Here is a 19,004-nt window from a genome sequence, read left to right as displayed (position 1 = left end):
TGGCTGGAGTTGGCGGTACGGAACTGCGGCGGTGGGCTTGGACATCTGCTGACCTTATCGGATGGCAGGTGTTGCGCTTCAGGCTTGAAACCGCCCTGCTGCAACCTCGCAACGCACCGCCGAGCGGCCGCCTGCAAGCCGCCGCCTACTCGGGCACAGGCCGCAAACCCACACGCTTTTGCCTGTGGACGGCCGACGATATTTCATTCGGTACTACAGACAACAAATAACATGGACGCTCGCAACCCGGATGACGTTTGGGTTTCCCGCCAGGAGTTCCTGGAATGGAAGACCCTGATCGACCGCAATAACCAGCTGCAGAACCGGGCGTGGGAGCAGTCCACCGCGTTGGTACAGCGGCTGGCCACCCAACTGCAGGCCACCGAGTATGCGGTGCATGCCATGTTGCAGGCGTCACCGGGTCTGGAACGGGTGGCCGACAGCTATCTGACCTCGATGGACAGGGTCGCCGACATCCTTCCGGAGCATGCGGCCGAGCGCTACCGCGATGCCTTTCAGGCGATGCACGCCATGATGCTGGCGGAGATCAACCGGCGCATGGTGCGCTGCCGCGATTAGCCGGCCGCAACAGGTCGACAACCCGTAACGGAAAAAAGGCCGTTTTCACTGCGGTGAAAACGGCCTTATGAACATGGTCGGGGCGGTGGGATTCGAACTCACGACCCTCTGCTCCCAAAGCAGATGCGCTACCAGGCTGCGCTACGCCCCGACAGCTGGCATTCTAGCGCCAAAATCGCGGACTTTCCGCATCTTCCCGGAGAATTTCATCCGCGTCGCTTCGGCTTCCGACGTGGCGATCGCGTGGCGCCGGGCGTGGCTCGCGGAGGCGCCGGGCCGGCGCAGGCCACGCACCTGAACCGGCACCCGCGCCTGCCGGCTCAGAGCAGTCCCCGCGCCTCGCGCGCCGCCTCGATCAGCAGCGGCAGCAGATCGCGCCGCATGCTGTCTTCGTCGACCCGCTGCGGCGACACCACCACGTTCAGTGCCGCCACCGTGTGGCCCTGCATGTTGCGCAGCGGGACGGCCAGCGCTTGCACGCCCATCTCGTGCTCCTCGGCCGACAGGCAGAAATCGTCCGTCCGCGCCCGGACCACCTTGCGGCGGAAATCGGCCATCCGGGTGCTGGTCCGCGGGGTCAGCCGCGGCAGGGTGCGGCCTGCGCACCAGGCGGAGAACGCGGACGGCGCCAGCGCCGCCAGCAGCATGCGGCCCGTCGAGGTGGCATGCGCCGGCAGCCGCGCGCCCAGGTGCAGTCCGTAGGCCAGCATCCGCGCCGGGGCGCCGTGCACGCCGCTCCGCGCCACGATGACCACCTCGTCGCCGTCGAGCACCACGGCAGAGAACGACTGCTGCGTCTGCGCGGCCAGCCGGTTGAGCATCGGCTGCACCGCCCGCGGCAGACGGGCCGAGGCAAGGTAGCTGCCGGAGAAGCGCAGCACCTTGGGCGACAGCCAGAAGTAGCGGCCGTCCGTCTCCAGATAGCCCAGATGCGCGAGGGTCAGCAGGTGCCGGCGCGCGGCCGCCCGGGTGATGCCCGTCCGCTGCGACGCCAGCGTGGCGTTCAGGCGCTGCCGCTCGGTATCGAAGCTCTCCAGCACCGCCATGCCCTTGGCCATGCCCTCGATGAAGTCCGCCCGCTCGATCGCCATGCTCCGCTCCGTTCGATGCTGCGCGATCATCGCGCAGCAGTACCGATGATCGCACAGCACCTCTCCGGAGCCCTGGTGCCGGGGTGGGCTACAACCCTACCCTCACCGCTGTCGCACCAGCACCACCACGGAGACATTCCATGCGTACCCAGGTCGCCATAGTCGGCGCGGGCCCGGCCGGCCTTCTGCTCGGCCAACTGCTGTTCAAGGCCGGCATCGACAACATCGTCGTCGAGCGCCAGAGCGGCGACTATGTGCTGGGCCGCATTCGTGCCGGCGTGCTGGAGCAGACGACGCTCGACCTGCTGGACCAGGCCGGCGTCAGCGCCCGCGCCCATGCCGAGGGCCTGCCGCACGACGGCATCGAATTGCTGTTCCAGGGCGCCCGCCACCGGATCGACCTGCATGCGCTGACCGACGGCAAGCGGGTGACGGTCTACGGCCAAACCGAGGTGACACGCGACCTGATGGAAGCGCGGGCCGCCGAAGGCCTCGTCACGGTCTACGAGGCGAAGAACGTCGGCCTGCACGACTTCGACGGCGCCGCGCCGCGGGTGCGCTACGAGAAGGACGGCGCCACCCACGAAATCGAATGCGACTTCATTGCCGGATGCGACGGCTACCACGGCGTCAGCCGCCAGAGCGTGCCGGCCGAGGCGCTGCGCACCTACGAGCGGGTCTACCCTTTCGGCTGGCTCGGCGTGCTGGCCGACGTGCCCCCGGTCTCGCACGAGCTGATCTACGCCAACACCGAGCGCGGCTTCGCGCTGTGCAGCATGCGCAGCGAGACCCGCAGCCGCTACTACCTGCAGGTGCCGTCGGACGACAAGGCCCTGAACTGGACCGACGTCCTCTTCTGGGACGAACTGCGGCGCCGCTTGGACCCGGCCGCCCGCGACCGTCTGGCGACCGGCCCGTCGCTCGAGATGAGCATCGCGCCGCTGCGCAGCTTCGTCGCCGAGCCGATGCGGTTCGGCCGCCTGTTCCTGGCCGGCGACGCGGCGCACATCGTGCCGCCCACCGGCGCGAAAGGCCTCAACCTGGCGGCCTCCGACGTGGCCTTCCTGTTCCAGGCGTTCTCCGAATACTTCGGCGAGAAGAGCGCCGCCGGCATCGACGGGTACTCGGCCCGCTGCCTGCGCCGCGTCTGGAAGGCCGAGCGCTTCTCGTGGTGGTTCACCTCGCTGATGCACCGGTTCCCCGAGACGGGCGCGTTCGGCCAGAAGATTCAGGAGGCGGAGCTGGACTACCTGGTGCACTCCCAGGCCGCGTCGACCGCGCTGGCCGAGAACTACGTGGGTCTGCCGATGCAGGATGCGATGCCAGTCCCGGTGTCGCAACGTCCTGTGTAAGGCGCAGGCCCGTCCGGCGGCCGACGCGATCCGTTCTCGGTCGTACGGTCCGTCAAAGCTGCATGCCCTTCGTGATGCTATTAAATTTATAGCTAGAAGCCGGCACCGTACTAAGGCTGGAGGCCTGAAACGGCTGCAATCGCGTCACAGCCGGATGCCGGCACCCTTCACCGTGGTGCTCAGCACCGCGACCTGGTTGCGCACGAAGGCGTCGTACTGGGCGGTGGTCTGCGGCACCGCGACGATGCCCAGCTCGGTCATCTTCTTCTGCACCTCGGGCAGCACGATCACCTCGTTGCAGGCGGCATGGAGCCGCGCGACGATGGCGGGCGGCAGGTGGGCCGGGCCGTCGAGGCCGAAGAAGTTTTCCAGCACCAGGCCGGGCTGGCCCAGTTCGACCACGGTGGGCACGTCGGGCATCAGCGGCGACCGCACCGTGCCGGTCACGGCCAGGGGCACCAGCTGGCCGGTCTTGAAGAACTGCACATAGGCGGTGATCACGTCGATGCCCACCGGAATCGTGCCGGCCAGCAGGTCGGTGGTCATCGGCGCGCCGCCGCGGTAGGGCACGTGCACCATCGGCACGCCCAGCGTCTTGCGGATCAGCTCGCCGTGCACATGGCCGACGGAGCCCGGGCCGCCCGAGCCGAAGTCGAGCCGCCCCGCCTTCTGCGCCTGCGCGACCAGGTCGGCCAGGGTGCGGATGCCCGACGCCTTGTTGGCCATCACGACCAGGGGTGCCGACCCCAGTGCCGCGACGTGGGTGAAGGCCTCGACCGGGTCGTAGGGCTGCTTCTCCAGCGTGAAAGGCCCCAGCGCGATCGGCGTGGTGTTGGCCAGCATCAGCGTGTAGCCGTCCGCCGGGGCCTGCGCCACCGCCGAGCCGCCGATGGTGCCGCCGGCGCCCGGCTTGTTGTCGACCACCACGCTCTGGCCCAGACGGTGCGTCAGCTGTTCGGCCATCACCCGCGCCAGGATGTCGCTGGCGCCGCCCGGGGCGAAGGTGACGACGATCTTGATCGGCCGGTCGGGCCAGGCGGCACGCGCGGGGAGCGCCAGGGTGCCGGCACCGGCGGCCAGCAGGCCCAGGGCTGCACGGCGGTTGGGGAGAAGGGAGCGCTGCGAATGTGTCATGAGGTCGAAATGCGAGGCGGTGGCGCCGCCGCCGGATGGTCGGCGACGCTCGGCATGCAGGCTCGCTGGAAGCCTGCAGCCGCTGACAGGAAATCGCACTGCATGATTTTGGTGCGGACGGAGGGCCGCCACAGGTGTCTGTGCGCCGGCCCCGTTCCACTAGCGATTGGCGTGCCAGACCCGCTGCGGGCGGAGACGGCGCGCCGGATGCCCTGGCCTCGGGCAATCATGCGGTGGGCATGAGCCGGGTCAGCACCTCTTCGACGGCCTGCGCGTCGGCCGGGCGTACGACGCGGGCCAGTTCGACCCCGTCCCGCACGGCGATCAGCGTGGGCCAGAGCTTGACCTTGAAGGCTCGGCCCAGCGCGCGGCCCGGCCCGTCTTCCACCTTGATGTGGCGCACCTGCGGATGCGCCGCCAGCACCTGGTCGACCGCCGGCTGCGCCCGCTGGCAGAAGCCGCACCAGTTCGTGCCGAAATCCAGCAGCACCGGCCCGGCCATCGCATCGACCTCGGCGCGGGTGGGCGCTGCTTCGCTGTAGGGAACGACGGGAGCGGGCATGGCGCAGACCTTTCGACGCCGAGTCGTGCGGATCCGGCGGCGCTATACATTCGATAGCTGGTGGTCGGCTATCGGCGCCGGCTACAGCCTTATTTCGTGCGAGCTCAGCGGTTCTTGCCCCGACCGCCGTTGCCGGATGCATTCCACGGCGCGCGGCCGGCGGTGCCCGCACCGTTGTCGCGCGGCGGCAGGCCGGTGTGCTGGGTGAGTATGCGGCCCTTGACCGGCTGCACCGCCTGCCGCGCGACGGCCACCCCGGTGGCGTTGCCCTTGCTGGCGACGCCCGGGGTGCGCACCGGCAGCGGGGTCGAGTTCTTGCGCCGCGCGCTCTGGTAGCTGCCGTCGGTCAGCGGCTGGAAGGTGGGGATCAGGTGGTGCTTGCCGTTGCCGATCAGATCGGCCCGGCCCATGGCCTTCAGCGCGTCGCGCAGCAGCGGCCAGTTGTTCGGGTCGTGGTAGCGCAGGAAGGCCTTGTGCAGCCGGCGGCGCTTCTCGCCGCGGACGATGTCGACCGCCTCGTCGTCGTCGCGCACGTCGCGCCGCACCTTCTTGAGCGTGTTGCGGCCGGAGTGGTACATCGCGGTGGCGGTGGCCATCGGGCTCGGGTAGAAGGTCTGCACCTGGTCGGCGCGGAAACCGTTCTTCTTGAGCCAGATCGCCAGATTCATCATGTCCGAGTCGCTGGTGCCCGGGTGCGCCGCGATGAAGTACGGGATCAGGTACTGCTTCTTGCCCGCCTCGGCCGAGAACTTCTCGAACATCTGCCGGAATTTCTCGTAGCTGCCGATGCCCGGCTTCATCATCTTGGTGAGCGGGCCCTGCTCGGTGTGCTCGGGCGCGATCTTCAGGTAGCCGCCCACGTGGTGCTGCACCAGCTCTTTGACGTACTCGGGGCTCTGCACCGCCAGATCGTAGCGCAGGCCGGAGCCGATGAGGATTTTCTTGATGCCCTTGAGCGCCCGGGCGCGGCGGTAGATCCTGATCAGCGGATCGTGGTTGGTGCCCAGGTTGGAGCAAATGCCCGGATACACGCAGCTCGGCTTGCGGCAGGCGGCCTCGATCTCGGGGCTCTTGCAGCCCAGGCGGTACATGTTGGCGGTGGGGCCGCCCAGGTCGGAGATGGTGCCGGTGAAGCCGGTGACGCTGTCGCGGATCGCCTCGACCTCCTTGATGATCGAGTCTTCCGAACGGCTCTGGATGATGCGGCCCTCGTGCTCGGTGATCGAGCAGAAGGTGCAGCCGCCGAAGCAGCCGCGCATGATGTTCACGCTGAAGCGGATCATCTCCCAGGCGGGGATCTTGGTCGCGCCGTCGTGGCTGCCGGCCGCGTCGGCATAGCGCGGGTGCGGGCTGCGGGCGTACGGCAGATCGAATACATAGTCCATCTCGGCCGTGGTCAGCGGGATCGGCGGCGGATTGATCCACACGTCGCGGGCGGTGTCGCCTTCTCCGTGGGCCTGCACCAGGGCGCGGGCGTTGCCGGGGTTGGTCTCCAGATGTAGAACCCGGTTGGCGTGGGCGTACAGCACCGGGTCGGCGCGCACCTGCTCGTAGCTCGGCAGGCGGATCACGCTGCGGTCGCGCGGCGGCACCTTGAGCTTGACCGACGGATTGGCGACGAAGGCGATCGGCTTGGCCGCCAGGTCGGAAACAGCGGTGCGGGCGCGGATCGCGGCCAGGGCCCGCGCACCGGCGGCTTCCGCGTCGGAGGCCGCGGCCTGGGCCTCGTCTTCCTTGGCGCAGGTGGCACCGTTGGCCTTGGCCTGGTCGGACACCATCAGGTAGGGGTTGACATGCGCCTCGACCCGGCCCGGCGCATCGACGCTGGTCGAGTCGATCTCGAACCATGCGTCCTCGGGCACCGCGCGGCGCACGAAGGCGGTGCCGCGCACGTCGGTGATCCGCTGCACCGGCTCGCGGGCGGCCAGGCGGTGGCTCACCTCGACCAGCGCGCGCTCGGCGTTGCCGTAGAGCAGCAGGTCGCACTTGGCATCGACCACCACGCTGCGGCGCACCTTGTCGGACCAGTAGTCGTAGTGGGCGATGCGGCGCAGGCTGCCTTCGATGCCGCCCAGGATGATCGGCACGTCGTTCCAGGCCTCGCGGCAGCGCTGCGAGTAGACGATCGCCGCCCGGTCGGGACGCTTGCCGCCGATGTCGCCGGGGGTGTAGGCGTCGTCGCTGCGGATCTTCCGGTCGGCGGTGTACCGGTTGATCATCGAATCCATGTTGCCCGAGGTCACCCCGAAATAGAGGTTGGGCTTGCCCAGCGCCTTGAACGCATCGGCGCTGTGCCAATCCGGCTGGGCGATGATGCCCACGCGAAAGCCCTGCGCCTCCAGCATCCGGCCGATCACCGCCATGCCGAAGCTCGGATGGTCGACGTAGGCGTCGCCGGTCACCATCACCACGTCGCAGCTGTCCCAGCCGAGCGCGTCCATTTCAGCACGGCTGGTGGGCAGGAACCTGGCGGTGCCGAAACGCGCCGCCCAGTATTTGCGGTAGCTGGTGAGGGGCTTTGCGGCGCGCGCGAAAAAGGAAACGTCGACGGGGGCGTTCATCGCGGGGGCTTTCTGGGGGGACCGGGTATTTTAGGCCGGCCCGCGGGTTTTGCCTTCGCTCAAGGGGTACTGCGCACTTGCGTCGAGGCTACCGATGGCGTACCGGCCACACCCGGCCGCAGAAAAGCCCCGGCGATGCACCCGCGGTGCAACGGCCGGGGCCGCCGCGCGGACCCGCCGCGTGGCGAACGTGCATCGACCGATCAGCGCACCAGGGTGACCTGGCCGCGAATCTCGCCTGCGGGGTGGTTGGAAGTGTGGACGTTGACGTACCAAAGGCCCGACAGCAGTTCTTCGCCCTGTGCCGGGGTGATGACGACCTCGCCCTCCTCGGTGCCCGACAGCGGGCCTTTGAACGGAACGACCACGCCGGCGTTGGCGCCGATGGCGGCCGGGCCGTGGAAGTGGGCTGCCGTGGCCGGCGAGCTCAGGCCCGAATAGACCACCTTCCAGCGCAGGCCGTTGGTCTGCTTGTTGTACCAAATCTGGGCCGTGCCCTGGCCCAGCGTCTGGACCGGCGGCACTTCCTGGTCGCCGGACAGGCGCGCGGTGAGCGTCGCCGTGTTGGAGGTCACGGTGGTACAGCCGGCGGCCAGGGCCAGGACGGCGGCGGAGGCCAGCAGGGTGCAGGAGAGACGGCGGGAAATGGTCATGGAAGAACTCCGTGTGAAGGGATGGGAATGGCCTTCGCGGGTATCGCTGCCTACGGGCTACCGCCCCATCCGCAAGCGGCCCCCGACGGCCGTGTACCGCCGCATCTTCCAGCGGGCCGGCGCGCCGATTGCAAGCAAACGCTACCGCCCTTTAGCCGCCGGCACGGGCTGGCATACGCTGAGGCGCATGACACACGACTCCCCATCTGCCGACGTCCTCGGTTTCTGGCGCGCCGCCGGCCCCGAAAAGTGGTTCGCTAAGAACGATGCCTTCGATGCTGAATTCACGCACCGTTTTCTCGCCGCACACGAGGCCGTCGCCGCGGGTTCGCTCGACGATTGGGCGCAGGACGCTCCCGGCGCGCTGGCGCTGGTGCTGCTGCTCGACCAGTTCCCGCGCAACGCCTTTCGCGATTCGCCCCGCGCCTTCGCCACCGACGCCCAGGCCCTGCGCACCGCCCGCACCGCGATCGGCCGGGGTTTCGACCAGGCCACCGCGGTCGAATTGCGCGCCTTCTTCTACATGCCGCTGATGCACTCCGAATCGCTGGCCGACCAGGACGACTGCGTGGCGCTCAGCCGACCGCTGCCGGGCACCACCCTGCGCTTCGCCGAACTGCATCGCGACATCGTTCGGCGCTTCGGCCGGTTTCCGCACCGCAACGCGGTGCTCGGCCGCGGCACGACGCCCGAGGAACAGGCGTTCCTGGACGCTGGGGGCTTCGCCGGCTGACGGCGCGCCGGGGCGGAGCCGCCCGGCGACAGGGTCAGCGGCGCTCGATCATCTGCCCGCGCAGCTCGCCGCCCGGGTACTGTGCGGTATGCAGGTTCACGTACCAGCGGCCCGCCAGCAGCTCGGCTGCCTGGGCCTGGGTCAGCGTGGCCCGGCCGTCGTAGGGGCTGGTCAGCGGCGCGCGGAAGGTGATCGCCGGCGGCGCGTTGGTGCCGATGGCCGCCGGCCCGTGGAAGTGCGCCATGGCGGGCGGCCCGCTGAGGTTGCTGTACGACATCTTCCAGCGCAGCAGCATCGTGTTGCGGTCGAACAGCGCATCGACCGTGCCGGTGCCCATGCTGCCGTTGGGCGGCACTTCGTTGGTGCCGGCCAGCCGGGTGGTGAAGGTGGCCAGGTGGGCGTCGGGATCGGGTTTGGCCGGAGTGGCGCAACCCGACAGGACAGCGGCAGTGGCCAAGCCGGCACACAGCAGCGACCGGCGTGAAAATCGAGGGGTGGCATTCATGCGGCAGAACTCCTTGCGTGTCGCGCTCCGGCGGGGCGGTGCCCGCGCGGTGCGCTCGGTCAAAAGGCGATTCTTTCATGGCCGCCGTTCCGCCCGCGCGGGATACGGGGACACCGATGGACCGCGTCGCTGTTTTTCCCCGCGCCGGCCGGGCGATGAATGGCGGCAAGCCCGCCCGCCGCCGGTGCCTGCGGGGCTGTGCGCCGACGGCGGTCACACGGGGATAATCGGGCCATGCCCGCTGCGCCGCCCTCCTCCACCCCCCGGGCGCCGACGCCCGAGGAACCCGGCCTGCTGCCAGGCCCCGATTCGCTCCGGGCGCTGTTCGTCGCCTTCACCCTGCTCGCCCTGCAGGGCTTCGGCGGCGTGCTGGTGGTGGTGCAGAGGGAGCTGGTGGAGCGCCGCCGCTGGATGGGGCGCGCCGAGTTCCTGGAGGAATGGGCGGTCGCGCAGATCATGCCCGGCCCCAACGTGGTCAACCTGGGTCTGATCCTGGGCGACCGGTTCTTCGGCTGGCGCGGCGCGGTCGTCGCGCTGCTCGGGCTGATCACCGTGCCGATGTGCGTGGTGCTCACGCTGGCGGTGTTCTACGGCCACTACCAGGACCGGCCGGCGGTGGCCGGCACCCTGCGCGGCATGGCCGCGGTGGCCGCGGGCCTGATCCTGGCCACCGGGCTGAAGCTGGTCCCGGCGCTGCGCCAGCATCCGCTGGGTGTTCCGCTCTGCGCCGTCTTCGGCGGCGCATGCTTCGCGATGATCGCCCTGCTGCGCTGGCCGCTGCCGGCGGTGCTGCTGGGCGTGGGCGGCCTGTCGTGCGTGCTCACCTGGCGAAAGCTGCGGCCATGATGGGCGCCACGCTGAGCACGGCCGACTGGCTGGCGCTGTTCGTGCAGTTCATGGCGCTCTCCCTGGTGTCGGTAAGCGGCGCGATCGGCACCGTCCCCGACATGCACCGCTACCTGGTCGACCAAGAGGCGTGGCTGACCGATCCGCAGTTCAGCGCGTCGATCGCGATCGCCCAGGCGGCGCCGGGGCCCAACGTGCTCTTCGTCGCATTGCTCGGATGGAACGTCGGCGTCAATTCGGCCGGCGGCATGGCCGCGGGGCCGCACGCCTGGGCGCTGGGCGCGGCGGGCGTGCTGATCACGATGGTCGGCATCCTGCTGCCGAGCGGCGTGCTCACCTATTCGGCCGCGCGCTGGCTGCAGCACAACCGGCACCGCCGCGCGGTGCGCGCCTTCAAGCAGGGCATGGGTCCGGTGGTGGTCGGGCTGCTGATGGCCACCGGCTGGGTGCTGGTGAGCGGCGGCTCGGCCACCAGCGCGCCGTGGGCGGTATGGGCCACCGCGATCGCCGCGGCGCTGGTCGTATGGCGCACCCGGTTGCACCTACTGTGGGTGCTGGGTGCCGGTGCGCTGCTGGGCGGGCTGGGCTGGATCTAGCCGGCGGCGCGGCCGCCATCGCTAACCTCGACAATGAAAAAAGGCCGCAGCCGGCGATCCGCGCCGACCACCCGCTGTCGAGAACCGGAGCCGTGCTCTCGTACGGTGAGGACCGCAGACGCTCAATCGGGTTGCGCAGTAGGTTCTCTCACACCTTATTCAAAGGCGCTGGCGGGCGGCTTCGTACAGGCAGACGCCGCTGGCGACGGAGACGTTCAGGCTCTCGACCGCGCCGCGCATCGGGATGCTGATCAGCTCGTCGCAGGTCTTGCGGGTCAACTGGCGCATGCCGTCGCCCTCGGCGCCCAGCACCAGCGCGACCGGGCCCTTCAGGTCGACCTGGTACAGCGTCCTGGGCGCGTCGTCGCTGGTACCGATGCACCAGATGCTGCGCTCCTTCAGCTCGTCCAGGGTGCGGGCCAGGTTGGTCACCATGAAGTACGGCACCGTCTCGGCCGCGCCGCTGGCGACCTTGGCCACGGTGGCGTTGATGCCCACCGCATGGTCCTTGGGCGCGATCACCGCGTGGGCGCCGGCACCGTCGGCCACCCGCAGGCAGGCGCCGAGGTTGTGCGGATCGGTCACGCCGTCGAGCACCAGCAGCAGCGGCGGCTCTCCGCCGCCCGAAGCTTCCAGCTGCTCCAGCAGCTCGTCGAGCGAATGCGCCTGCGGCAGCGTCTCGACCCGGGCGGCCACGCCCTGGTGGCCGTGGCTGCCGGCCAGCTTCGAGAGCCGGGCGCCGTCGGCCTCGACCAGCCGGGCACCGGCTTCGCGGGCCCGGTCCAGGAACTGGCGCATACGGGCATCGCGGCGGGTGGGCTCGTAGTAGATTTCGAGGACGGATGCTGGCGCGGTCTTCAGGCGCACGCCGACGGCGTGGAAGCCGAAAAGCACTTTGGGGGAGGACATGCGGGGATTATCGCGGCCGGCCGGCATGCCCGACCAGCCGAGGGTCTCGCAGGCCTTTGCTATAAGTTTAATAGCATGCCGTCGAAGTGCTGCGCCGGCTGCGGCCCTCTTTTACTTGGATTCAGCCCTCGACGACCCGGCCGGCGTCGATGGTGATGCGCCGCTCGCAGCGGGCGGCGATCGCCCGGTCGTGGGTCACCAGCACCAGCGTCGTGCCGCGTTCGCGGTTCAGGTCGAACATCAGCTCCATCACCTTCTCGCCGGTCGCGAAGTCGAGGCTGCCGGTCGGCTCGTCGGCCAGCAGCACCGCCGGCTCGACCACGAAGGCACGCGCCAGCGCCACCCGCTGCTGCTCACCGCCCGACAGCACCTTCGGGTAGTGGCCGAGCCGTTCGCCCAGCCCCACACGGCCCAGCATCTCGCGCGCGGCCTTGCGGGCGTCGGCGCGGCCGGCCAGCTCCAGCGGCAGCAACACGTTCTCCAGCGCGCTCAGGTTGGCCATCAGCTGGAAGCTCTGGAACACGAAGCCGACCTTGCGGGCGCGCAGCGCGGCGCGGTCGTCCTCGTCGAGGGCGAAGATGTCCTCGCCCCCCAGCCGTACCGTGCCGCGGCTGGGCGTATCCAGCCCGGCCAGGATCGACAGCAGCGTGCTCTTGCCCGAGCCCGAGGCGCCCACGATCGCCGCGGTTTCCCTCGCCGCCAGCCGGAAATCGATATCCCGCAGAATGTCGAGAGACCCGGTCGAGTCGCTGACGGATTTGAAGACATGCTCGACCGCGATGATCGCCGGTTCCCCGGCGGCTGAATCCGACATGAAAGGCCTTGTGTGGTGAATCGAAGAGACTTTAGCGCGTGTACCCTGGCCTTGGCCTTGGCCTTGGCCGTTGCCGTGCTGTCGGCACCGCTGGCGGCGCGGACCGCATCCGGCGTGCGTCGGAAGCTGCTGGTGGTGGGCGATTCGCTCAGCGCCGAATACGGCCTGGCCCGCGGTGCCGGCTGGGTATCGCTGCTGGAGAAGCGCCTGGTCGAACAGAAGCTGGATGTGCAGGTGATCAACGCCAGCATCAGCGGCGACACCACCGCCGGAGGCCGCTCCCGCCTGCCGGCGCTGCTGAAGCAGCACCAGCCCGATGTCGTCATCGTGGAGCTGGGCGGCAACGACGCCCTGCGCGGCCTGCCGCTCGACAATACCGAGGACAACCTGACGGCCATGGCCAAGGCGGCGCAGGCGGCGGGCGCCAAGCCCTTGCTGGTGGGTATCCAGGTACCGCCGAACTACGGCACCGACTACATGCGGCGCTTTTCCGCCGTGTTCGAGAAGGTCGCTGCCGCCACCGGCAGCCCGGTCGTGCCCTTCTTCCTGCGCGGCGTGGCCGACGGGCCCGATACGGCCGACATGTTCCAGGCCGACCGGATCCATCCGCTGGCCAAGGCCCATCCCCGCATGCTCGACAACGTCTGGCCCGAGATCAGGAAGCTGGTCGGCTGAACGGCACCGCGACGGGCGAACGGGGTCACTCCGGCTTGGCCGCGTCGCCCGCGCTGCCCGGCGCACTGGCGTCGGGGGCATCGTCCTGCAGGCCGTTGTCGTCCGAACCGTCGGTGGTCTTGCGCTCCGCCTTGGCCTTGAGCTTGTCTTCCTTCTTGCGCTTCTTGGCCAATTCCTTTTGGCGTTTCTCGTATCCGTAGTTGGGTGTAGCCACTCGTTCTTCCGTTTCTGTGCATCTGGTTTGCGATGCACCCAATGTATGCGAAAAGCCGCAGTGCCCAGCCCGCGCGCCCCGCAGGTACGCTACGCCGGTGCGGCCAGTGTAGCCAGCGCCTGCTCCAGATCGGCCTGCAGGTCGGTTGCGCCTTCCAGGCCGATCGACAACCGCACCAGCGTGCCGTCGTGCGGCCAATCGGAAACACGGGCGTCGCGCATCGTCCGGATGTCGTAGGGCACGACCAAGCTGATCGGACCGCCCCAGGAATAGCCGATGCGGAACAGCCGCAGCGCATCGCAGAAGCGGTGTACCCGGGCGCGCGGGTAGCGGGCGTCGAAGACCACCGAGAACAGTCCGGCCGCGCGGTCGCGGGCACCGCACAGCGCCTTCCAGTGGGCATGGCCCGGCGCACCGTCGAGCGCGGGGTGCAGCACCGTCGCGATCTCGGGACGGCCGGCACACCAGTTCGCCAGGGTGCGCGCGGCGGCGTCGTGGGCGTCGTAGCGCAGCGCCACGGTCGGCAGCGAGCGCAGCAGCAGTTCCGCATCGTTGGCGCCCACGCCCAGGCCCAGGCGCATGTGGGTCATCTTCAGCCGCATGTGCAGCGCCTCGTCGCGGGTCACGATGCTGCCCATCAGCACGTCGCCGCCGCCGCTGGGGTATTTGGTGAGCGCGTGGACAGACGCATCGACCGCCAGCCCTTCGCCGTCGAGCCGGAACGGATCGAACGCCAGGCCCGCTCCCCAGGTATTGTCGAGCACGCAGGTCACGCCCCGTACGCGGCAGAGCCGCACCAGCGCGGGCAGGTCGGGGAACTCCATCGTGACCGAGCCGGGTGCCTCCAGCCACACCAGGCGGGTGGCGGCCGACAGCTTGGCCGACAGATCTTCGGGCCGCATCGGGTCGTACAGCGTCCAGCGGATACCGTACGCCGCCAGTTCGGCCTCGGCCAGCGATTTGTTGGGGCCGTAGGCGTTGGCGGGCAGCAGCACTTCGTCGCCGCTCTTCAACAACGAGAGGGACACCGTGGCGATGGCGGCCAGGCCGCTCGGCGCCAGCAGGCACTGCAGCCCGCCTTCGAGCGTCGCCAACCGCTCCTCCAGCAGGAAAGTGGTGGGCGTGCCGTGCAGGCCGTAGGTGTAGCCGGTCTTGTGCTTCCAGTCGCGGTCGTGCAGCGCCGCGACGTCGGGAAAGAAGACGGTGGACGCCTTGAAGACACCCGGCTGCGGTGCCGCGAAGGTGTCGGGCGCCCGATAGGAGTGGTGGATGAGTTTGGTGGAGATGTCCGTCATGGCCCGATAGTAGCCACGCGGCGGCGTTCCCCATGCATGCGCCCTCCGCAAAAAAACCGGCGAATGCCGGCTTCCGGGAGACCGCGGGCGGGGGCTCAGCTGACGTGCTTGCCGATCAGTGCGGCCAGCTCGAACATCGAGACTTGCGGCTTGCCGAAGATTTCCTTGAGCTTGTCGTCGGCGTTGATGTTGCGCTTGTTGGACGGGTCCTGCAGGTCGTGCTTCTTGATGTAGACCCACAGCTTGCTGACGATCTCGGTGCGTGGCAGCGGCGTGGCGCCGACGACGGCGGCCAGTGCCGGGCTGGGCGTCAGGGCCTTCATGAACGCGGGGTTGGGCGTGCGCTTCGCAGCAGGTGCCTTTTTCGTGGGGGGAGCAGCCTTGGCTGCGGCCGTTTTCTGGGCCGGTGCTTTTGCCGGCGCTTTTTTTGCAGTTGCCATGATCGATTTCCTTGTGGAAGTTGGTTCTGTACCAGCGAAAGAACCTCGCTCCCACTGGCAGTGCGCATGCTACTGGAGAAAAAACACCGTTCCAAGGGAATAACGCAACTTTTCGTCTCTGGCGGCCGGGGGAAATGGCGGGTGGCAAAGGTGTCGAAACGGCGCTTTCGCGGTTGGCGGGTCGCGCGCCCATGCTCGGAGTGCGCCCGGATCCACACGACCTGTTGAAGGACGCGTCTTTCAGGTACGGGCCGAGAAGGTGCAGGAGCCGGAGTTCGCAGCGCGCGACCGCGGCTACTGCTTCGTGTCGCACCAGCAGGAGGTCGGCACCGGCTACTTCGACGACGTGACCACCGCGATCCAATGCGGCAAGTCGAGCGACACCGCACTGGCCGCCTCCACCGAGGAAGAGCAGTTCCATCGAGCGACCGCCTCGCGCCGGCAAGACCGGCGTGCGGGTTATGGGCAACGGGGTGCCGAATGCTAAAATCGGTGCCCCATTCCATTGCAAGAGCGAGAAAGGCAACCCGGTTATGACACCGCGAACTACGACGGAGACTTCCACCAGCCGCTAGCGGCTGTCGTTCGCGCCTGCCCGGGATTGCATCACCCCCACCGAAAGCGCGGACCTTCCGCGCTTTTTTGTTTCTTTCTCGCATCCACCATGATCCAGATCACGCTCCCCGACAACTCCCAACGGCAGTTCCCCGGCCCGGTCACCGTGGCGGAAGTCGCCCAGTCCATCGGCACTGGCCTGGCCAAGATGACCATCGCCGGCAAGGTCGACGGCACCCTTGTCGACGCCAGCGACGTCATCGACCACGACGCCAAGCTGCAAATCATCACGCCGCGCGACGACGAGGGTGTCGAGATCATCCGCCACTCCTCCGCCCACCTGGTCGGCCACGCGGTAAAGCAGCTGTACCCGACAGCGCGGATGGTCATCGGGCCGGTAATCGAAGAAGGCTTCTACTACGACATCGCCTACGAGCGCCCCTTCACCCCGGACGACCTGGCGGCGATCGAGCAGCGGATGAAGGAGCTGATCGCCCAGGACTACGAGGTCGTCAAGAAGATGACGCCGCGCGCCGAGGTGATCAGCGTCTTCGAGGAACGGGGCGAGGACTACAAGCTGCGCCTGATCGAGGACATGCCCGACGAGCATGCGATGGGCCTCTACTACCACCAGGAATACGTGGACATGTGCCGGGGCCCGCACGTGCCCAACACCCGCTTCCTCAAGGTTTTCAAGCTGACGCGCGTGTCGGGCGCCTACTGGCGCGGCGACGCCAAGAACGAGCAGCTGCAGCGCATCTATGGCACGGCCTGGGCCGACAAGAAGGACCTCGAGGCTTACATCAAGCGCATCGAGGAAGCCGAGAAGCGCGACCACCGGCGCCTGGGGCGCGAGCTGGACCTGTTCCACATCGACGAGCACTCGCCGGGCACGGTGTTCTGGCATCCCAAGGGCTGGACCATCTGGCAGGAGGTGGAGCAGTACATGCGCAGCGTGTACCGCGACAACGGCTACCAGGAAGTGAAGGGTCCGCAGATTCTCGACAAGGGCCTGTGGGAGAAGACCGGGCACTGGGACAAGTACCGCGAGAACATGTTCACCACCGAGAGCGAAAAGCGCGACTATGCGCTCAAGCCGATGAACTGCCCCGGCCACATCCTGATCTTCAACCAGGGCGTCAAGAGCTACCGCGACCTGCCTCTGCGCTTCGGCGAGTTCGGCCAGTGCCACCGCAACGAGCCGACCGGCGGCCTGCACGGCATCATGCGGGTGCGAGCGTTCACCCAGGACGACGGCCACATCTTCTGCACCGAGGACCAGATCCAGCAAGAGTGCGCCGCCTTCACCACCCTGCTGCAGAAGGTCTACAAGGACTTCGGCTTCACCGACATCATCTACAAGGTCGCGACCCGGCCCGAGAAGCGCATCGGTTCCGAGGAAAGCTGGGACAAGGCCGAACAGGCGCTGATGGACAGCCTACGCGCGTCGGGCTGCGATTTCCAGATCGCGGTCGGCGACGGCGCCTTCTACGGCCCCAAGCTGGAATACACCCTGCGGGATGCCATCGGCCGACACTGGCAGTGCGGCACTATCCAGGTCGATCCGTCGATGCCCGAGCGTCTGGATGCCGAATACGTAGGCGAAGACGGCGCGCGCCACCGGCCGATCATGCTGCACCGCGCGATCGTCGGCAGCCTGGAGCGCTTCATCGGGATGCTGATCGAGCACCACTCCGGCGCCATGCCCGCGTGGCTGGCACCGGTGCAGGTGTCGATCCTCAACATCACCGACGGGCAGGCCGATTACTGTCGCGAAATCGCCAAAACCCTGCAGCAACAGGGCTTGCGTGTCCAGCTCGATCTGCGCAATGAAAAGATAACGTATAAAATACGTGAGCACTCGTTGCAGAAGCTGCCGTATATCCTCGTCGCCGGCGACAAGGAAAAAGCGGCAGAAGCTGTTGCAGTACGCGCCCGGGGCAATACCGACCTCGGTGTGATGGCCCTGGACGCGTTTTCGCAACGCATCGCCAGCGACATCGCTCTCAAGACCTAGCCTGAAATAGCTTGCTTGCGCGCTTACGCAGCGGATTTGCTACATATTTTGTAGCGCAAATTGACAAGGATCTGAGCCATCGCTACTGAATTTCGTGATCGTCGTCACCGTGAGGAGCGCAAGCACCGCCTCAACCGTGAAATCATGGCGCCTGAAGTGCGCTTGTCCGGCCCTGAAAACGAGCCGCTCGGCATCGTAAGTCTGGCCGAAGCGTTGCGGATGGCGGGCGAAGCCGACGTGGACCTGGTGGAAATCGCCGCGACGGCGAATCCGCCGGTCTGCCGCCTGATGGACTATGGAAAGTTCAAGTACCAGGAGCAGAAGCGTGCGGCCGAAGCCAAGTCCAAGCAGACGGTCATCGAGATCAAGGAAGTCAAGTTCCGCCCCGGAACCGACGACGGCGACTACAACATCAAGATGCGCAACATCCGGCGCTTTTTGGCCGACGGCGACAAGTGCAAGATCACCTTGCGTTTCCGCGGTCGCGAGATCACGCATCAGGAAATCGGCATGGCGCTGCTGCAGCGCATCCGCGAAGAACTGGCCGACCTGATCGTGGTCGAGCAGTTTCCGAAGCTGGAAGGCCGCCAGATGATCATGATGATCGCACCGGGCAAAAAGAAGGTGCCGGCCAAGGCCGCCGAGCCGGTCGCCACTACCACCGCCTGATCCGGGACTGCGGACAGATAGAGGATGTGGCAGCGCGCGAGCGTTGCCGCGGCGAGAGGGCCCTACCCTCTCGCGTGGATAGCGAGCGATCGCCGTCCGAACAAGTGGCTCGGGGCCAACAAGCCTGCGGATGGTTTCCGTAGCGCCTCACGAGCACATACAAAGGAGCATTCGATGCCCAAAATGAAGACCAAGAGCAGTGCTAAAAAGCGCTTCCGAGTTCGTCCGGGTGGCACCGTCAAGCGCGGTCAAGCCTTCAAGCGTCACATCCTGACCAAGAAGACCACCAAGAACAAGCGCCACCTGCGCGGTTCAGTTGCGGTACATGAGACCAATATGGGTCATGTCGCGCAAATGCTGCCGTTTGCTGGCCTGTAATCAACCGACGAACAAGGAGTACCGATATGCCTCGCGTCAAACGTGGTGTTACCGCCCGCGCCCGCCACAAGAAGGTCTTGGCGCTTGCCAAGGGCTTCCGTGGTCGCCGCGGCAATGTCTTCCGCATCGCCAAGCAGGCGGTGATGAAGGCCGGGCAATATGCCTACCGTGACCGCCGCACCAAGAAGCGTGTGTTTCGTCGTCTGTGGATCGCCCGCATCAATGCGGCGTCGCGTGAACTGGGTCTGACCTACAGCCAGTTCGCCAACGGTCTGAAGAAGGCAGCGATCGAAATCGATCGCAAGATGCTGGCCGACCTGGCCGTGCATGACAAGGCCGCTTTCGGCAGTATCGTGGAACAGGTCAAGGCCAAACTGGCAGCTTGATGTTCGACGGCCTCGCGCTATCTTTTCGATAGCTAAAGGT

The 19,004-nt window shown here is 67.7% G+C and carries 22 protein-coding genes, 1 tRNA gene and 1 pseudogene; 12 read left to right on the top strand and 12 right to left on the bottom strand.

Features of this window, described 5'->3' with window-relative positions:
* Window positions 1-230, top strand: a 230-nt coding sequence (locus tag DFQ15_RS17645) for a hypothetical protein (RefSeq protein ID WP_233504212.1), incomplete at its 5' end; no start/stop codon positions are given.
* 1 nt (window position 231) lies between these two features.
* Window positions 232-579, top strand: a complete 348-nt coding sequence (locus DFQ15_RS01445; protein WP_110464242.1) for a hypothetical protein — start codon at window positions 232-234, stop codon at window positions 577-579.
* 74 nt (window positions 580-653) lie between these two features.
* Here DFQ15_RS01445 and DFQ15_RS01440 read toward each other — a convergent pair.
* Both DFQ15_RS01440 and DFQ15_RS01435 read right to left on the bottom strand, forming a co-directional pair.
* A tRNA-Pro gene (locus DFQ15_RS01440) sits at window positions 654-730 on the bottom strand.
* A 169-nt stretch (window positions 731-899) separates the two neighbouring features.
* A complete protein-coding gene (locus DFQ15_RS01435; protein WP_110464241.1) occupies window positions 900-1,670 on the bottom strand; it encodes an IclR family transcriptional regulator domain-containing protein in 771 nt (256 codons plus the stop codon).
* Between the two features lie 140 nt (window positions 1,671-1,810).
* Here DFQ15_RS01435 and pobA point away from each other — a divergent pair, with 140 nt between their 5' ends.
* Window positions 1,811-3,022, top strand: coding sequence for a 4-hydroxybenzoate 3-monooxygenase (gene pobA / locus DFQ15_RS01430; RefSeq protein ID WP_110464240.1), 1,212 nt, complete (start codon window positions 1,811-1,813; stop codon window positions 3,020-3,022).
* Window positions 3,023-3,166: 144 nt separating this feature from the next.
* Here the strand turns inward: pobA and DFQ15_RS01425 are convergent, their stop codons facing one another.
* From DFQ15_RS01425 to DFQ15_RS01410, 4 genes are all read right to left on the bottom strand, one after another.
* Window positions 3,167-4,156: a Bug family tripartite tricarboxylate transporter substrate binding protein gene (locus DFQ15_RS01425; protein ID WP_110464239.1), complete on the bottom strand. Its 990-nt coding sequence runs from the start codon at window positions 4,154-4,156 to the stop codon at window positions 3,167-3,169.
* 226 nt (window positions 4,157-4,382) lie between these two features.
* Window positions 4,383-4,718, bottom strand: coding sequence for a thioredoxin family protein (locus DFQ15_RS01420; protein WP_110464238.1), 336 nt, complete (start codon window positions 4,716-4,718; stop codon window positions 4,383-4,385).
* A gap of 104 nt (window positions 4,719-4,822) precedes the next feature.
* Window positions 4,823-7,279, bottom strand: coding sequence for a YgiQ family radical SAM protein (locus DFQ15_RS01415; protein ID WP_110464237.1), 2,457 nt, complete (start codon window positions 7,277-7,279; stop codon window positions 4,823-4,825).
* Window positions 7,280-7,482: 203 nt separating this feature from the next.
* The gene (locus DFQ15_RS01410; RefSeq protein ID WP_110464236.1) at window positions 7,483-7,932 is read right to left on the bottom strand and encodes a CHRD domain-containing protein; all 450 of its coding nucleotides are present in this window, start codon (window positions 7,930-7,932) and stop codon (window positions 7,483-7,485) included.
* 187 nt (window positions 7,933-8,119) lie between these two features.
* Between DFQ15_RS01410 and DFQ15_RS01405 the strand changes: the two genes are divergently transcribed.
* Window positions 8,120-8,665 (top strand): DUF924 family protein, encoded by a 546-nt coding sequence (locus DFQ15_RS01405; protein WP_110464269.1) that lies wholly within the window; start codon window positions 8,120-8,122, stop codon window positions 8,663-8,665.
* Between the two features lie 34 nt (window positions 8,666-8,699).
* Here the strand turns inward: DFQ15_RS01405 and DFQ15_RS01400 are convergent, their stop codons facing one another.
* Entirely contained in the window at window positions 8,700-9,170 is a 471-nt protein-coding gene (locus DFQ15_RS01400) for a CHRD domain-containing protein (RefSeq protein WP_110464268.1), read from the bottom strand.
* 234 nt (window positions 9,171-9,404) lie between these two features.
* On the opposite strand from DFQ15_RS01400, the gene DFQ15_RS01395 reads away from it, so the two are divergent.
* The gene (locus DFQ15_RS01395; RefSeq protein WP_110464235.1) at window positions 9,405-10,016 is read left to right on the top strand and encodes a chromate transporter; all 612 of its coding nucleotides are present in this window, start codon (window positions 9,405-9,407) and stop codon (window positions 10,014-10,016) included.
* Window positions 10,013-10,612 carry a chromate transporter gene (locus tag DFQ15_RS01390; protein ID WP_110464234.1) on the top strand — a complete coding sequence of 200 codons (600 nt, stop codon included), beginning with the start codon at window positions 10,013-10,015 and terminating at the stop codon, window positions 10,610-10,612. Before DFQ15_RS01395 ends, DFQ15_RS01390 begins: the two co-directional genes overlap by 4 nt.
* 159 nt (window positions 10,613-10,771) lie before the next feature.
* Here DFQ15_RS01390 and rlmB read toward each other — a convergent pair whose 3' ends face one another.
* Both rlmB and DFQ15_RS01380 read right to left on the bottom strand, forming a co-directional pair.
* The gene (gene rlmB / locus DFQ15_RS01385) at window positions 10,772-11,521 is read right to left on the bottom strand and encodes a 23S rRNA (guanosine(2251)-2'-O)-methyltransferase RlmB (protein WP_110464233.1); all 750 of its coding nucleotides are present in this window, start codon (window positions 11,519-11,521) and stop codon (window positions 10,772-10,774) included.
* A 121-nt stretch (window positions 11,522-11,642) separates the two neighbouring features.
* Window positions 11,643-12,335 carry an ABC transporter ATP-binding protein gene (locus tag DFQ15_RS01380; protein WP_110464232.1) on the bottom strand — a complete coding sequence of 231 codons (693 nt, stop codon included), beginning with the start codon at window positions 12,333-12,335 and terminating at the stop codon, window positions 11,643-11,645.
* 63 nt (window positions 12,336-12,398) lie between these two features.
* Between DFQ15_RS01380 and DFQ15_RS01375 the strand changes: the two genes are divergently transcribed.
* Window positions 12,399-13,010 (top strand): arylesterase, encoded by a 612-nt coding sequence (locus tag DFQ15_RS01375; protein WP_374940994.1) that lies wholly within the window; start codon window positions 12,399-12,401, stop codon window positions 13,008-13,010.
* 25 nt (window positions 13,011-13,035) lie between these two features.
* Here the strand turns inward: DFQ15_RS01375 and DFQ15_RS01370 are convergent, their stop codons facing one another.
* The 3 genes from DFQ15_RS01370 to DFQ15_RS01360 all read right to left on the bottom strand — a co-directional run bounded on the left by DFQ15_RS01370 (window position 13,036) and on the right by DFQ15_RS01360 (window position 14,959).
* Window positions 13,036-13,224: a hypothetical protein gene (locus DFQ15_RS01370; protein ID WP_110464231.1), complete on the bottom strand. Its 189-nt coding sequence runs from the start codon at window positions 13,222-13,224 to the stop codon at window positions 13,036-13,038.
* Between the two features lie 89 nt (window positions 13,225-13,313).
* Window positions 13,314-14,519 carry a PLP-dependent transferase gene (locus DFQ15_RS01365; RefSeq protein WP_110464230.1) on the bottom strand — a complete coding sequence of 402 codons (1,206 nt, stop codon included), beginning with the start codon at window positions 14,517-14,519 and terminating at the stop codon, window positions 13,314-13,316.
* A 95-nt stretch (window positions 14,520-14,614) separates the two neighbouring features.
* A complete protein-coding gene (locus DFQ15_RS01360) occupies window positions 14,615-14,959 on the bottom strand; it encodes an SWIB/MDM2 domain-containing protein (RefSeq protein WP_110464229.1) in 345 nt (114 codons plus the stop codon).
* 253 nt (window positions 14,960-15,212) lie between these two features.
* Between DFQ15_RS01360 and DFQ15_RS01355 the strand changes: the two are divergent.
* From DFQ15_RS01355 to rplT, 5 genes and pseudogenes are all read left to right on the top strand, one after another.
* Window positions 15,213-15,380: pseudogene (locus DFQ15_RS01355) on the top strand (isocitrate lyase); the annotation flags it as partial.
* Window positions 15,381-15,623: 243 nt separating this feature from the next.
* Window positions 15,624-17,531 carry a threonine--tRNA ligase gene (thrS, locus tag DFQ15_RS01350; RefSeq protein ID WP_110464228.1) on the top strand — a complete coding sequence of 636 codons (1,908 nt, stop codon included), beginning with the start codon at window positions 15,624-15,626 and terminating at the stop codon, window positions 17,529-17,531.
* A 78-nt stretch (window positions 17,532-17,609) separates the two neighbouring features.
* Complete coding sequence (gene infC / locus DFQ15_RS01345; protein ID WP_110464227.1) at window positions 17,610-18,200, top strand: translation initiation factor IF-3; 591 nt, start codon at window positions 17,610-17,612, stop codon at window positions 18,198-18,200.
* 174 nt (window positions 18,201-18,374) lie between these two features.
* Window positions 18,375-18,578, top strand: a complete 204-nt coding sequence (rpmI, locus tag DFQ15_RS01340) for a 50S ribosomal protein L35 (RefSeq protein ID WP_082448306.1) — start codon at window positions 18,375-18,377, stop codon at window positions 18,576-18,578.
* A gap of 26 nt (window positions 18,579-18,604) precedes the next feature.
* Window positions 18,605-18,964: a 50S ribosomal protein L20 gene (gene rplT, locus DFQ15_RS01335; protein ID WP_110464226.1), complete on the top strand. Its 360-nt coding sequence runs from the start codon at window positions 18,605-18,607 to the stop codon at window positions 18,962-18,964.
* Window positions 18,965-19,004 lie beyond the last annotated feature (40 nt).

Origin of the sequence: Xylophilus ampelinus, from assembly GCF_003217575.1 — a bacterium.
GTDB lineage: Bacteria > Pseudomonadota > Gammaproteobacteria > Burkholderiales > Burkholderiaceae_C > Xylophilus > Xylophilus ampelinus.
Note: the sequence above shows the minus strand (reverse complement) of the source record. Positions and strands in the feature narration are given on the sequence as shown.